13 protein-coding genes and 1 pseudogene are annotated in these 13,677 nt (G+C 58.9%); 6 read left to right on the top strand and 8 right to left on the bottom strand.

What is annotated here, in order from left to right:
* Window positions 1-261 precede the first annotated feature (261 nt).
* A complete protein-coding gene (locus FYJ40_RS06740; protein WP_154517051.1) occupies window positions 262-1,596 on the top strand; it encodes a uracil-xanthine permease family protein in 1,335 nt (444 codons plus the stop codon).
* A 57-nt stretch (window positions 1,597-1,653) separates the two neighbouring features.
* On the opposite strand, the gene FYJ40_RS06735 is transcribed toward FYJ40_RS06740, so the two are convergent.
* On the bottom strand, window positions 1,654-2,319 hold the full coding sequence (locus tag FYJ40_RS06735) for an alpha/beta hydrolase (RefSeq protein WP_195838577.1): 666 nt from the start codon (window positions 2,317-2,319) through the stop codon (window positions 1,654-1,656).
* A 136-nt stretch (window positions 2,320-2,455) separates the two neighbouring features.
* Window positions 2,456-3,766, bottom strand: coding sequence for an NCS2 family permease (locus tag FYJ40_RS06730; protein ID WP_154517057.1), 1,311 nt, complete (start codon window positions 3,764-3,766; stop codon window positions 2,456-2,458).
* 193 nt (window positions 3,767-3,959) lie between these two features.
* Between FYJ40_RS06730 and FYJ40_RS06725 the strand changes: the two genes are divergently transcribed.
* Both FYJ40_RS06725 and bsh read left to right on the top strand, forming a co-directional pair.
* The gene (locus FYJ40_RS06725) at window positions 3,960-4,379 is read left to right on the top strand and encodes a peptide deformylase (protein WP_154517060.1); all 420 of its coding nucleotides are present in this window, start codon (window positions 3,960-3,962) and stop codon (window positions 4,377-4,379) included.
* A 244-nt stretch (window positions 4,380-4,623) separates the two neighbouring features.
* The gene (gene bsh, locus FYJ40_RS06720) at window positions 4,624-5,589 is read left to right on the top strand and encodes a choloylglycine hydrolase (protein WP_154517063.1); all 966 of its coding nucleotides are present in this window, start codon (window positions 4,624-4,626) and stop codon (window positions 5,587-5,589) included.
* 82 nt (window positions 5,590-5,671) lie between these two features.
* Here bsh and FYJ40_RS06715 read toward each other — a convergent pair whose 3' ends face one another.
* From FYJ40_RS06715 to FYJ40_RS06710, 3 genes and pseudogenes are all read right to left on the bottom strand, one after another.
* On the bottom strand, window positions 5,672-5,833 hold the full coding sequence (locus FYJ40_RS06715; protein ID WP_195838578.1) for a hypothetical protein: 162 nt from the start codon (window positions 5,831-5,833) through the stop codon (window positions 5,672-5,674).
* A gap of 41 nt (window positions 5,834-5,874) precedes the next feature.
* A pseudogene (locus tag FYJ40_RS09235) lies at window positions 5,875-6,011 on the bottom strand (KUP/HAK/KT family potassium transporter); the annotation flags it as partial.
* Between the two features lie 270 nt (window positions 6,012-6,281).
* The gene (locus FYJ40_RS06710) at window positions 6,282-7,193 is read right to left on the bottom strand and encodes a DMT family transporter (protein ID WP_154517066.1); all 912 of its coding nucleotides are present in this window, start codon (window positions 7,191-7,193) and stop codon (window positions 6,282-6,284) included.
* Between the two features lie 118 nt (window positions 7,194-7,311).
* Between FYJ40_RS06710 and FYJ40_RS06705 the strand changes: the two genes are divergently transcribed.
* Window positions 7,312-8,169 carry a LysR family transcriptional regulator gene (locus FYJ40_RS06705; protein WP_370450624.1) on the top strand — a complete coding sequence of 286 codons (858 nt, stop codon included), beginning with the start codon at window positions 7,312-7,314 and terminating at the stop codon, window positions 8,167-8,169.
* 202 nt (window positions 8,170-8,371) lie between these two features.
* On the top strand, window positions 8,372-9,853 hold the full coding sequence (locus tag FYJ40_RS06700; protein WP_154517231.1) for an aminotransferase class I/II-fold pyridoxal phosphate-dependent enzyme: 1,482 nt from the start codon (window positions 8,372-8,374) through the stop codon (window positions 9,851-9,853).
* Between the two features lie 302 nt (window positions 9,854-10,155).
* Here the strand turns inward: FYJ40_RS06700 and FYJ40_RS06695 are convergent, their stop codons facing one another.
* Complete coding sequence (locus FYJ40_RS06695) at window positions 10,156-10,566, bottom strand: peptide deformylase (RefSeq protein ID WP_154517072.1); 411 nt, start codon at window positions 10,564-10,566, stop codon at window positions 10,156-10,158.
* A gap of 214 nt (window positions 10,567-10,780) precedes the next feature.
* On the opposite strand from FYJ40_RS06695, the gene FYJ40_RS06690 reads away from it, so the two are divergent.
* Window positions 10,781-11,680, top strand: a complete 900-nt coding sequence (locus tag FYJ40_RS06690; RefSeq protein WP_154517075.1) for a hypothetical protein — start codon at window positions 10,781-10,783, stop codon at window positions 11,678-11,680.
* Window positions 11,681-12,054: 374 nt separating this feature from the next.
* Here the strand turns inward: FYJ40_RS06690 and pdxT are convergent, their stop codons facing one another.
* Together pdxT and pdxS are read right to left on the bottom strand one after the other, a co-directional pair.
* A complete protein-coding gene (pdxT, locus tag FYJ40_RS06685) occupies window positions 12,055-12,642 on the bottom strand; it encodes a pyridoxal 5'-phosphate synthase glutaminase subunit PdxT (protein WP_154517078.1) in 588 nt (195 codons plus the stop codon).
* Between the two features lie 20 nt (window positions 12,643-12,662).
* Window positions 12,663-13,553: a pyridoxal 5'-phosphate synthase lyase subunit PdxS gene (pdxS, locus tag FYJ40_RS06680; protein WP_154517081.1), complete on the bottom strand. Its 891-nt coding sequence runs from the start codon at window positions 13,551-13,553 to the stop codon at window positions 12,663-12,665.
* Window positions 13,554-13,677 lie beyond the last annotated feature (124 nt).

Genomic DNA, 13,677 nt, shown 5'->3' with positions numbered 1-13,677 from the left:
TCCGGACATACCGTCCTCCGATCTCCCGGGGCCGGCCGATCCGGCCCTCAGGGTATCGGGTTCCCACATTCATCCGCACATGTACGGATGAATGTGGGAGGTGTTCGGATAAAGTTGATAATCAAGGGTTTGGAAATAGCGGTACCGTTTGCAAGTGACGGCGCGTGCGAGACATGGCGTATCGCGTACAATGGTTCGGACCGTATCGTTCGGGTAGGTTATCCGTTATGCCCGAGCGCCCTTCCATTCGAAAGGACATCCATGTCCCAGTCCTCGACGCCCGCCGTCACCGATGCCATCTACGACGCTTCGTCGCTCGGTCGCCCGCGCATGTTCCTGCTCGGTCTGCAGCACCTGTTTGCCATGTTTGGTGCCACGGTGCTGGTGCCCGTGCTCACCGGCCTTTCGGTGTCGGCAACGCTTTTGTTTGCCGGTTTGGGCACGCTGCTATTCCACTTCCTGTCACGCGGTAAGGTCCCCGCATTTTTGGGCTCATCGTTTGCCTTTATTGCCGGCTATGCCGCAATCGCGCCCAACGGTGAGGCCGAGCTCTTGCCCTACGCTTGCCTGGGCGTTGCCTGCGCCGGTTTGCTCTACCCGGTGCTTGCGGCGCTCTTCCGCGCGTTTGGCGCCAAGCGCGTCATGCGCTTCTTCCCGCCGGTGGTGACTGGCCCCATTGTCATTTCGATCGGTCTGATCCTGGCGAGTTCCGCTATTGCCAACTGCCAGACTAACTGGCTCGTTGCCGTGGTTGCCGTCGCCGTAATCGTCATCTGCAATATTTGGGGTCGCGGCATGGTCAAGATCGTGCCGATTTTACTGGGCGTCGTGGTGAGCTATGCTGTTGCGGCTGCGCTGGGCGAGGTCGATTTCTCCGGCGTCGCAGCCGCTCCCTGGCTTGGCTTGCCTGTCGTGTGGGACAACACGGTGTTTGCACTCTTTGAGCCGCAGTTCGATAGCGGCCTTGCCACGACGGCCATCATCACCATCATGCCGCTGGCCTTTGCAACCATGATCGAGCATATCGGCGATATATCCGCTATTGGCTCCACCTGCGAGCGCAACTACATCGCCGATCCCGGCCTGCATCGCACGCTGCTCGGTGATGGTCTCGCCACGATTCTGGCTTCGCTCTTTGGCGCTCCGGCCAACACCACGTATGGCGAGAACACCGGCGTGCTCGCCCTGACGCGCGTGTTTGACCCGCGCGTGATTCGCATTGCCGCGTGCTGCGCCATCGTGCTTTCGTTCTGCCCCAAGTTCGCTGCCGTGATCGCCGCCATGCCGGCATGCGTTATCGGCGGCGTGTCGCTCGTGCTCTATGGCATGATCAGTGCCGTGGGCGTCCGTAACCTCATCGAGAACCAGGTCGATTTCCAGAACAACCGCAACGTGCTGGTGGCCGCTCTGGTGCTCGTGCTTTCACTCGGCATTGCCTACAGCGCCGCCGGTGCCATCGTGCTGGAGCTGGGCGGCGTGACGATTTCGCTTTCGGGCCTTGCCGTGGGCTCGCTGGTGGGCATCGTGCTCAACGCGATTCTGCCTGGCAACGACTTTGAGTTCGCCGTTTCTGAACTCGAGGAGACTGTCGAGTAGTAGTTGTGTTCGGCTAAATCAAAAAATGGCGCCCGTGCGTACGCGTGGGCGCCATTTTTAATGCGTCAGTATCCAGTGTATGCCGCGGGCCATGCGCAGATCGGTTTGGGCAAAGTGGTTACCGGGGTTGAGCTCGAAGGTCGCGGGGATGCCTCGGTCGCCGAGTAGTTTTTCCATTGTGCGCGTGTCGTCGAGTACGTGCCGCATCATGCGGTTGGGCGTCTTGGTCTCCTTTTTGCCGAGTGATAGATAGACGGCGTTGGGCGCGGCTGGCATCGTGTGCCCGTGTGCGTAATCGACAAATCCGGGAAACCATAGGGACCCCGATGCGCTTGCGGCGCGGTCAAAGGCATCGGTCTGCCAGAGCGACCAAAGCGAAAAGAGGCCCGCCAGTGAGTAACCGGCAACGCCGCGCCAGGTAGGGGGGCAGGGAAGTGATGGCTCGACCTCTGGGATTATCCGATTCAGCAGTTCATCGAGAAACTCGGACGCCTGTCCACCAAAGGGCTCGGCATCGCGCACGGTTCCGTCGCATTCCCAAGGGCTCAGCTCGCGATTCCAATTGAGCCCGCCAATGGCGACCAGGGTGAATGGCGGGCAATCAAGCTCAAGACAACGGCTATAGACCTCGGTGCCGTCACCCATGACCGCGGGAAGGTAAATGACGGGCGCGCTTTCGACATGCTTTGAATGAATGGTTATCTGCTTTTGACGCGCTTCCATGACAAGCTTCTCTCTGCATTTCGACATCTACAAATACGATTGTCGCACGTCGGCGTAGGGACCGTCGCTAAAAGAAAGGCGCAGAGCCGCTTGATGCGACTCTGCGCCTTGAGGTTTTGCTTTGGCAGCTTTGCCCTTACGCTACAAAGAAGTAGACAAGGAAGGCGAGTGCTGCGATCCACATGAGCGGCTTGATCTTGGATGCCTCGCCCTTAAAGAGCGCGACGACCACGTAGGCGATAAAGCCCAGACCGATGCCGGCAGAGATGGAGTAGGTGAAGGGCACGCCGGCGACAATCATGAACGCTGGGAAACCCTGCGACACGTCGGACCAGTCGATCTCGGAGACCTCGCTCATCATGAGGTAGCCGACGTAGACCAGAGCACCGCAGGTGGCGGCGCTGGAAACGATGGTGACGATGGGGGAGAAGAACGCGGCGAGAATGAACAGCACGCCGGTGGTGACGGAGGTGAGGCCGGTGCGGCCACCGTCGGCAGCACCAGAGGTGGACTCGACGAAGGTGGTGATGGAGGAGACGCCCATAAAGCCACCGGCAGCGGCGGCCACGGAGTCGACGACAAGGATCTCCTTGATATTCTCGACGTTGCCGTCGTCGGTGAGGAACTCGCCCTGCTTGGCCACGGCCATCGCGGTGCCCATGGTGTCGAAGAAGTCACTCATGAGCAGCGAGAACGAGATGACGAGGAGCGTGGGGTCGGTAAGGACCTTGACGATGGCGGGCACGCCGCTGGCGTCGGCGATGGGGCCACCGATGCTCGAGAAGTCGAGCGGGGCGATAATACCGGTCGGAGCATGGGTCACACCTAGGGGGATACCGGCGATAACGGCGACGATGATGCCGATGAGCAGCGAGCCGGGGACGTTGCGGCAGGCGAGGGCGACTGTCACCAGGATGGAGATGATGCCGACGATAAAGGTGGGGGAGGTGATGTCGCCCAGGCCGACGAGCGTACCGGCGCCAGCGGTGATGATGCCGGCGTCGCACAGGCCGATCATGGCGATAAACAGGCCCAGACCCACCGAGATGGCGTGGCGCAGGACAACCGGGATGGCATCCATGATGGCCTCGCGCAGGCCACAAAGCACGAGCAGCAAGATGACGACGCCCTCAAGGAAGATGACGCTCATGGCCACGTGCCAGTCACCGCCGCAGACGGTGGTGGTGATTCCAGCGATCATCGCGTTGACGCCTAAGCCCGACGCACAGGCGAGCGGGCGGTTGGCGAAGATGCCCATGCAGATGGTCATGATGCCGGCGCCCAGACAGGTGGCGCAGGCGAGCGCTCCCGCATCGATGCCAGCGCCCGAGAGCACCGCAGGGTTGACGGCGATGATGTAGGCCATCGCCAGGAATGTTGTCAGTCCAGCGCGAAGTTCGGTCCCGATTGTGGACTTGCGCTCGCTGACGTGAAAAAGTTCGTCCATGCATACCCTTTCCTTGTTCGGCCCCGAGTTTAGGCCGATTGACACGAACTTACCTACTATATCGCCTTTGGAAGGTCGATGCTTCTCGCATGTTGAAGTTCGGCGCTTTGTAACAGGCGGACGGTATTTTTCGCATGAAAATGTGTAGGTACCGTATACTTAAGCAGTTACATTGAACTCTTTGGAGGAACGTATGATTAAAGAGCTCTGCCGCGACGAGGCTATCCTGTCCCAGCGTTGCGAGGTTGCGACTGTCGAGGACGAGTCGGTCGCACAGGACCTGATCGATACCATCAAGTCGCTCGAGGACGCCGGCTGCCTTGCCGCCAACCAGATTGGCGTCACCAAGAAGGTCTGCGTCTATCTGGACGACGCCGGCGAGCCCCACGTGCTCTACAACCCCCGTCTGGTGTTTGGCCTGGGCGCCAGCAAGATGGAGGAGAGCTGCCTGACGCACGACGAAATCACCAAGTCCACGCGCTATATCAAGTGCAAGGTTGCCTTTGACCAGATCGTCGACGGCAAGATGAAGGAGTGCCGCCGCGACTACACGGGCTTTGAGGCACAAATGATCCAGCATATGATCGATCACTGTCTTGGAAAATTGGTCTAAGGGGACCAAAGCGCCGCACCTTGCCGCTCAATCGTCGCTCGCGTACCTTAAGTACGCTTCGCTCCTCTTTCGTGGCAATCTGCGGTACTTTGACCCCTTAGACGACCTGCGAGGTTGACTTGGTTGAGTTTATCTTGCTTGTGTGGTCCGGGCGTGACGTTATTGTCATGTCCGGGCTTTTGTGTTTAGCGCCTATTTGTTTGGTAACAATGAGCTTAACAAGGACGTATGGCTAGGAGGCGCCATGTGCACGAGCATTCGATTTACCGATAATTCCGGCAACATGTATCTGGGTCGCAACCTCGACTGGAGCTTTAGCTACGGCCAACAGGTTCGCGTGATGCCCCGCGGGTTCCATATCCCGTATTCGTTTATCGACGATGCGTCGGCGGCACACGCGGTAATCGGCATGTGCATCGATTACAAGAACTATCCTATGTTTTTCGACTGTGGTAACGATGCGGGTCTGGCTGTGGCAGGGCTCAACTTTCCCGGTTATGCCGAGTATGCCGAGGACCCGGTTGATGGCAAGACCAATATCGCGGCCTATGAGTTTCCCCTGTGGGTGGCAGCGACGTTCTCGACGGTCGACGAGGTCGAGGCTGCGCTGCGCGACACGGTGATTGTTGCCAAATCTGCCGGAGAGGGGCTGGGTGTGTCGCTGCTCCATTGGATTATCGGCGACAGCCGACGCAGCATCGTGGTCGAGATGATGGCTGACGGTCTGCATGTATACGACGATCCGGTCGACACCCTTGCCAATCAGCCGACCTTCCCGTGGCACATGGAAAACCTGCGCACCTATATCACCGCCACAAGCGATTTTCCTCAGACGGCGACATGGCGTGGCGCCGAGCTCAAGCCCTATGGCGCGGGTGCCGGCATGCGCGGTATTCCGGGTGACTGCTATTCGCCGAGCCGTTTTGTAAAGGCGGCGTACCTCAATGCCAATTACCCGCAAAAAGACAACGAGGCCGAGAACGTCATTCGTATGTTCCGCTCGCTCGAGGGGGTGGTGATGATCGAGGGCGCGTCCAAGATGGGTGACGGCAAGTTCGAAAAGACTATCTACACCGGATGCTTTAGCGCGCGCACGGGCAATTACTATTACTCAACGTATGAGGATCCGTCGATTCGCTACGTGAGCCTGATGGATGCCGAGGGCGCGAGCCCCGATAGGCTCGTGGTTCCCGAGCCGCGTCGTTCGTAGCCGGCGGTTTTACTGCAATGCAAAGCGGCCCTGCGCCTCCTGTGAGGCGCAGGGCCGCTGTCGTCGTCGACGCGCGACGTCGTTAGAAGTTGGCGTCGTTGAGTTGTTCGCTCTCGAGGCCGTCGAGCTGTTGCTGTTCGGGCGTATCGGCGACGCTCCCGAGCAGCTCGGTGGGGTCGACGTTCATGCCCCTACCGGCTTCGTTGCTGTTGACAAGGTCGTCCGAGAAGATATCGACATCCATTTCCTCGGCTTCCTCGATCTGAACTTTGAGCTGGAGTTATGGGCGAGCAGCGCCGCGCCGCCGATCATGGCAGGTAGAATCAGCCACGGCGCCACTTTGCGCACCAGGCTAAACAGGGCGAAGATGCCGCTCTCGTTGTGGTTGTCGCCTTCATGGCGATTACCACGTACTTGACCGTGCTGGTCTTGAAGGTTTGCCTCCAGTTTGGCGTGCGCCACGTGGACTCTCTTGGACATCCGGTTATCTGTCTTGGACAGATAACTTTTATGCCGTCCTTATACATACAAGAGCTGTTTGGCACATCGGGTAATTTTAGACAATAATCCCCAGCTGGGGATTATTTATGTACGCAGATAGCATTTCAAAACAGGGGCGCATCCGCTGTATGGCTTTGCTGCAATGCAATAACCGCGGACGCGCTCCTGCTTTGAAACTGAAGAGGGAACTTTTAGACGCGTGCTGCCTGAGCGATACCGGTCTTGGCGTCTGCGCGTTTACCGGCGAGTTCGCAAAAGATCGCACCGCCGATGATAAGCACGGCGCCCATCAGGCGGACCGGTGTTATGACTTCGCCCAAAAGGGCGGAAGAGAACACGACGGCCGAAAGCGGCTCGAGGTAGCCGACGACAGCGACGGTCTGCACGGGCAGTTTGGCGACGGCGCTAAAGTAGAGCAGACAACCGATGCCGGTGTTGACGACGCCGAGCATAGCGACGGCGCGCCAATCGATGGTTGCGGCGATGCTGGCGGACAGGAATGAGGGGGTGCCTTGGGTGACGAGTGTAAGGACCAGCGCGGTCACAAAGGCGGCGCTCACCTGGAGCGCGGAGTTCTCGAGGCCTTCGATGTGCGGCGCGCCCTTGCTGGCGATGACCATCAATGCATAACAGAAGGCCGAGGCGATTCCGCAGACGATGCCCGCAATGGGCATATTGCCGCCTAGACCTTGCGCTGCAATGAGAAAAGCGCCGCAGGCGACTGCGATAAACCCGGCGATTTTGCCACCGGTTAGTTTTTCGCCAAAGATAAACGGCGAGAGGGCCATGACGATGATGGGGCCGCAGTAGTACAGCAGCGAAGAAACGCCGACGCCGATCGTCTGATAAGCGCGGAACAGAAAAATCCAGCTGGCGCCCAGCGCGGCTCCCGAGAGGAGGAGGGCTGCGGCTTCGCGGGGGCGAGAAGGTGCCTGCAGCTTATGGCGTTGGGTAATGGCGAGGATGGTGACAAGCGAAAGGGCTCCCAGAAAAGTGCGTAGCAGCACGATATCGGAGCTCGGGAGTGCGATGGCCGCAGCGATGATGCCGTTGGAGCCAAACAACAACAATGCTGCTAAATACGTAATCAATCCGTTGTTCATGCGCTGCCGTCCCCTCTATATCCGTGCATGTTCACTATGGTTGAACTGGCTTTAGAAGAAAAGCGAATATAATGCATGGAAAACATGACAAAAACTCATGCAAAGGTGGAGGCATGTCGTGGAAACGAATATTCAAAAGATGCAGGTGCTGCTGGAGACCGTGCGCGCTGGAAGCTTTACGCGTGCTGCCGAGCGCCTGAGCTACTCGCAATCGGGCGTGAGCCGCATGGTGGCCGATCTTGAGGCCGATTGGGGCTTTAAGGTGCTCGACCGCAGTCGTGAAGGTGTTGCTCTTTCTGCCGACGGGCGGCAGGTCATGCCGGCTGTCGAGGCGCTCTGTGAGGAATTCGTTCGCTTACAGCGACGGGTGGATGAGATGCGCGGGCTCATGCGCGGCAAAATCTGCATCGGTACGTTTTCGAGCGTGGCGACCCACGTGCTGCCGCCGGTGATTGCGCGTTTTCGTGCTGATCATCCAGACGTCGATTACGAGTTGCTGATGGGCGACTATTCAGAGATTGAACAATGGGTGGCAGAGGGTCGCTGCGATCTGGGCTTTATCCCTCGTGAGCCCCGAGAAAACGGCATGACATCGCTGCCTTTGGTGCGTGACGAGTTAATGGCGGTAGTGCCGTCAGGCTCGTTGTTTGCCACGGCGGAGGTCGTCTCTCTTGCCGACTTGGCCAACGAGCAGTTTATTCTGCTAGAACGCGGCACCGATGACGAGATTACGCCGCTGTTTCGTCGGGCGGGACTGGCAGTGCACTCAAAACTGTCGACCTGGGATGACTATGCGATTATGGCTATGGTCGAGGACGGCCTGGGTGTGAGCATTCTTCCCGCGCTCATCATGCGCCGCTGTCAGTTCGATGTTGCCGTGCGTCCGCTCGAAGGGCATCCCCATCGGCAGATCAATGCCATATATCGAACAGCCGATGTTTCGCTTGCCGCCGCCCGTTTTCTCGAATACCTCTAAATGGGCGCACGTCGTTATCGCCTTGGGATAAATCTTGAGGTTTAGGTCATGTTATTTTTGAAATTGAACTTTTAGAAATAGCACGGCGCTATACTGCTTGCTAAATTGAACCTTGGTTCAATTCGTGTTCTGTAAATTGAACTTTGCCAGCAAGGAGGTTCCTGTGACCCAAGAGACGTTTAGCGATCGCCTGCGACAGGCTATGTCCGATCGCGACGTTCGCCAGTCGGACGTAATCCGCGCATCTGAGATGCTCGGCAAAAAGCTAGGCAAGAGTCAGATGAGCCAATATGTGAGCGGCAAGACGATTCCGCGGCGCGATGTGGCAGAGCTGCTTGCCCGCATTTTGGAGGTCGATGTTACCTGGCTGCTCGCCGGTGACGCCGATCAAGGCGAGACATCATCGACCCACAACGTTTCCAAGCCCGAACCCTATCCCTCAGCTCAAATTGCAAGGAGCACCACCATGCGTACTTTTTCTAAATCCACCAAACTCGAGAACGTTCTGTATGACGTGCGCGGCCCCGTTGTCGACGAGGCAGCCCGTATGGAGGACGAAGGCGAGTGCATCCTCAAGCTCAACATCGGTAATCCGGCGCCCTTTGGTTTCCGCACGCCCGATGAGGTCATTAAGGACATGCGCCAGCAGCTGCCCGACTGCGAAGGCTATTCCAACTCGCGCGGTCTGTTCTCTGCGCGCAAGGCGATCATGCAGTATTCGCAGATCAAGGGCCTGCCCAATGTTCAGATGGAACATATCTACACGGGCAACGGCGTGTCCGAGCTCATTCAGCTTTCGATGAACGCGCTGCTCGACAATGGCGACGAGATTCTGATTCCCAGCCCCGATTATCCGCTGTGGACGGCGTGCGCAACTCTTGCCGGTGGACATCCCGTGCACTATCTGTGTGATGAGCAGGCCGATTGGTATCCCGATCTGCAGGATATGGAGTCCAAGGTCACGAGCGCGACCAAGGCCCTCGTCATCATCAACCCCAACAACCCCACGGGCTCGGTCTATCCGCGCGAGGTGCTCGAGGGCATCGTTGAAATCGCGCGCAGGCACCAGCTCATGATTTTTGCCGACGAGATCTATGACCGCCTGTGCATGGACGGCTACGAGCACGTCTCCATTGCATCGCTCGCCCCCGACCTGCCCTGCATTACGTTTAGCGGCCTGTCCAAGTCGCATATGATCGCGGGCTATCGCATCGGCTGGATGGTGCTTTCGGGCAACCAGCGCTGCATGAGCGACTTCATCATGGGCATCAACATGCTCTCCAACATGCGCCTGTGCTCCAACGTGCCGGCCCAGTCGATCGTCCAGACGGCGCTTGGCGGCCATCAGTCGGTCAACGACTACATCCGCCCCGGCGGTCGTGTCTACGAGCAGCGCAACTTTGTGTATGAGGCGCTCAGCAAGATCGACGGCATCTCGGTGGTCAAGCCGCGTGCGGCGTTTTATATCTTCCCCAAGATGGATGTTAAAAAGTTCAACATCACCGATGACGAGCAGTTTGCCCTTGACCTGCTGCACGAGAAGAAGATCCTCATCACGCGTGGCGGCGGCTTCAACTGGGCTGAGCCCGATCACTTCCGCATCGTGTACCTGCCGCGCATGGAAGTGCTCAAAGAGTCGCTCGAAGACCTCGCCGATTTCTTTGATCACTACCGCCAAGCGTAGGGGATTAGGTATCTGCCGCCGCAAGAATCGAGGCGTCGCAGGATAGACATACGACAGCGAGCGAGCCGCATTTACGCCAAGGTGACGTGAAATGAGAGGGCGCTGACCTTCTGGTCGCGCCCTCGAAATTGAACGTCAGATTGGCGTGAATGCGGCTCGCGCAGCGTCAAGTGGTCCGCCGTTCGGTAGAACGGCGGAACTTATATAAATGCGGCTCGCTCGCTGTCGTGTGCTCAGCCTGCGTCGTTACCATGATCCAAAGGGGACGGAGGAAAACAGATCATTTTCCTTGACTCGCGGAACTATATAACGACGCCGTTGCAGTGGTCGATTTCGTGCTGGATGATCTCGGCGGTGTAGCCCGAGAAGTTTTTGATGCGGTGGACGAAGTTCTCGTCCAAATACTCCACCTTAATGCGACGATAGCGGGTACAGGGACGCTCGCCGATCAGCGAGAGGCATCCTTCGCTCGTCTGATAGGCATTGACCTGCTCAAGAATTTGAGGGTTGTACATCAGGAGCGTCCTGTTGCCGTCCTTTACGCAGATGATGCGTTTGCGCACGCCGATCATGTTGGCGGCGAGCCCCACGCACTCGTGCTCATGCTCGTGGAGCGTATCCAGGAGGTCCTGCCCGATCACGGCATCGTCGGGCCCTGCGTCTTCGGAAGGCAGGCGCAAAAAGAACTCGGATTTCATGATGGGCTTAATCATGGCGGGCTCCTTAAGGTGGACACGTTTGGTTCAGGCCATGATACCGCGACATGTCGCATTAATGTGTGCACATAGATTCTGCAGCTAGATTGGATGGCGACACCATAAACTAAGGGACGTTTTGCCGAGAGGCATGAATGTTTAAAGCGCAAAGAGTGCGCGACGGGCCCCGCGAATGGGGCGATGATGCCCGAGAGGGCCAAGAAGGAGTCTCATGTCCGAGAACGAAGAGATCATGAACGAGACCGAGAACGAGACCATGGCTGCCGAGGTCGAGGCAGTCGAGACCGTGGAGACCGAAGCTACCGAGGTTGAGGCTGCTGACGAGGTTTCCGCCGAGGAGGAGGCCGAGGTTGTCGAGGCCGCCGTAGATTACGATGACGAAGAGCTGATGGACAAGATGCAGAAGGCCGCCCGCCTGCTGCGTAGCCGTCGCTTTGCTATTTCCAAGGAGGAGGAGGCTAAGGCCGAGCGTATGGCGAACATCGAGCGCGCCATCAAGCTCCTTGACCTCAAGCCCAAGATGGAGCAGAAGGAAATGTCCGATCTGCTGGGCATGCGCCTTCGTGAGCTCGATGGCCTGATGGCCGAGGCCGAGGCTGCCGATCTGGTCGGCCGCATCGACAACGCCGAGGGCGATATGCGCAAGATCGTTGTCTTCGCTGCCGAGGATGCCGCTGAGGGCCTGGTCGAGCTTGCCAACAAGAAGGAGAAGCTCCTGCCCGAGCTTTCTTACGAGGAGGCCACCGAGCTGATGGCCGCGCTCGATAAGGTTATCGCTCCGCTCGTCGCCATGGGTCTGGACGAGGATCGCGGTCCTCGCGGCGGCCGTGACGACCGCGGTGGCCGTGGCGGCGATCGTGGCGGTCGCGGCGGCTTTGGCGACCGCGGTGGCCGTGGCGGCGACCGTGGTGGCCGCGGTGGCCGTGGCGGCTTTGGTGACCGTGGCGGCGATCGTGGCGGTCGCGGCGGCTTTGGCGGCAACCGTGGTGGCTATGGCGACCGCGGTGGCAACCGTGGCGGCTTCGGCGGCAACCGTGGCGGCGACCGCAGCGGTCGAGGCGGCGACCGTGGCGGCCGCAACGGCGGCGGCTTCCGCGGCAACCGCTTTTAGGGGTTACGCGGTTCTACGAACCGCGTAACTAATTGACGCTGCGCGCCCACCAGAGCGACAACTTGTCATTCAAAGAGGACGGCATGACCAGAAGGTCTATGCCGTCCTCTTTTCATGCCAATTTATTCGCTCTGGTGGGCGCTCGCTGTCGGTGTCAAAACATCGGCGTCGCCTTGATTCAAACATGCCAAAAAGGTAGTCATTGGGGACGTTCTTAAATGACTAGTCGTTGGGGACGTTCTTGTTTGACTAGTCGTTTAAGAACGTCCCCAACGACTACTTAGCATGAGAGTGGATAATCTCCCTGTTTGAGCCTGCATTCAAGCTCAAAGTGGGAAATAATCCACTCTCGTTTCGTTTGTTGATTTCGATGCCTACATTTGGAGGAAGAGCTCGTGGAGGCGGGTGTCGTCGTCGAGCTCGGGGTGGAAGGTAATGCCGAGCTGATTGTCTTGACGGGCGGCGACGATGCGGCCATCGACTTCGGCTAGGGCCTCGGCATTGCCGTGCACCTCGACGATGCGGGGTGCGCGGATAAACGTTAACGGCACTTCACCGTCGATACCGCCTACCTGCCCCTTGGTGCGAAAACTGCCGAGCTGCCTGCCATAGGCATTGCGCTCAACGAGTATATCCATGGTCGCCAAGCGCGGTGTCCCCTTGTCATCGTGGGCGGCAAGGTCGCGCGCCAACAGAATCAGACCGGCACAAGTTCCCAGTACGGGCATGCCTTCAACAATGCGGGTACGAAGATCCTCGAGCATATCGAGTTCGGCAAGTAGCTTGCCCTGAACGGTGGACTCGCCGCCGGGAAGTACCAGACGGTCAAAGTTCTGCTGCAAATCGGCCGCCTGCCTCAGCTCAATACAGTGTGCGCCCAGCTCGGATAGTCTTGCTTCGTGCTCGGCAAAAGCGCCTTGGACCGCCAGCACGGCGACCGTTTGGTCTGCATAATCGCTCATGGGCGATCCTTTCTGCCGGACTAGCGCCCGCGCTCTTCCATGATAATCTCGATCTCGTCGGCGTTGATGCCCACCATGGCCTCGCCCAGGTCCTCCGAAAGCTCGGCAATGAGTTTGGCATCGGTGAAGTTTGCCACGGCCTTGACGATGGCGGCGGCGCGCTTGGCCGGGTTGCCGCTCTTAAAGATGCCCGATCCCACAAAGACGCCCTCGGCGCCCAGCTGCATCATCAGCGCGGCGTCGGCGGGGGTCGCTACGCCGCCGGCGGCAAAGTTCACGACGGGAAGCTTGCCCGTGGCGTGGACCTCGCGCACCAGCTCGACCGGAACCTGCAGTTGCTTGGCTGCCTCAAAGAGCTCGTCATCGCGCAGGGCAACAACGTCGCGGATCTGCTTTTGGATCTTGCGCATGTGACGCACGGCCTGGACGACATCGCCCGTACCCGGCTCACCCTTGGTGCGAATCATCGTGGCGCCCTCGGCAACACGGCGCAGCGCCTCGCCCAGATCGCGGGCGCCGCAGACAAACGGCACGTCAAACTGGGTCTTGTCGATGTGATAGACGTCGTCGGCAGGGGAGAGAACCTCGGACTCGTCGATGTAATCGATCTCGATGGCCTGCAGGACCTGCGCCTCGACAATGTGGCCGATGCGGCACTTGGCCATAACGGGGATGGAGACGGCCTCTTGGATACCCTTGATCATCTTGGGGTCGCTCATGCGCGAGACGCCGCCTGCGGCACGGATGTCGGCCGGGATGCGCTCGAGTGCCATGACGGCGCAGGCCCCCGCCTCTTCGGCGATGCGTGCCTGCTCGGGCGTGGTGACGTCCATGATGACGCCGCCCTTGAGCATCTGCGCGAGCTCGCGATTGAGTTTGACGCGATCTGCCTTGCTGGTCTGTTCTGCCATGGTTGCTCCCTTGGTTGGCATGTGCATTGCTTGACGGAACATCCTATCGGGGAGCTGGGTATGGCGAAATACTCAGTTTTAGAGATAATAAGAAGGTCAGACTAATACCAGATTGAATGACTCA

This window comes from Collinsella sp. WCA1-178-WT-3 (M1) (genome assembly GCF_009696325.1).
GTDB lineage: Bacteria > Actinomycetota > Coriobacteriia > Coriobacteriales > Coriobacteriaceae > Collinsella.
The sequence above is the reverse complement of the archived record's forward strand: the minus strand, read 5'-3'. Positions and strand labels throughout refer to the sequence as shown.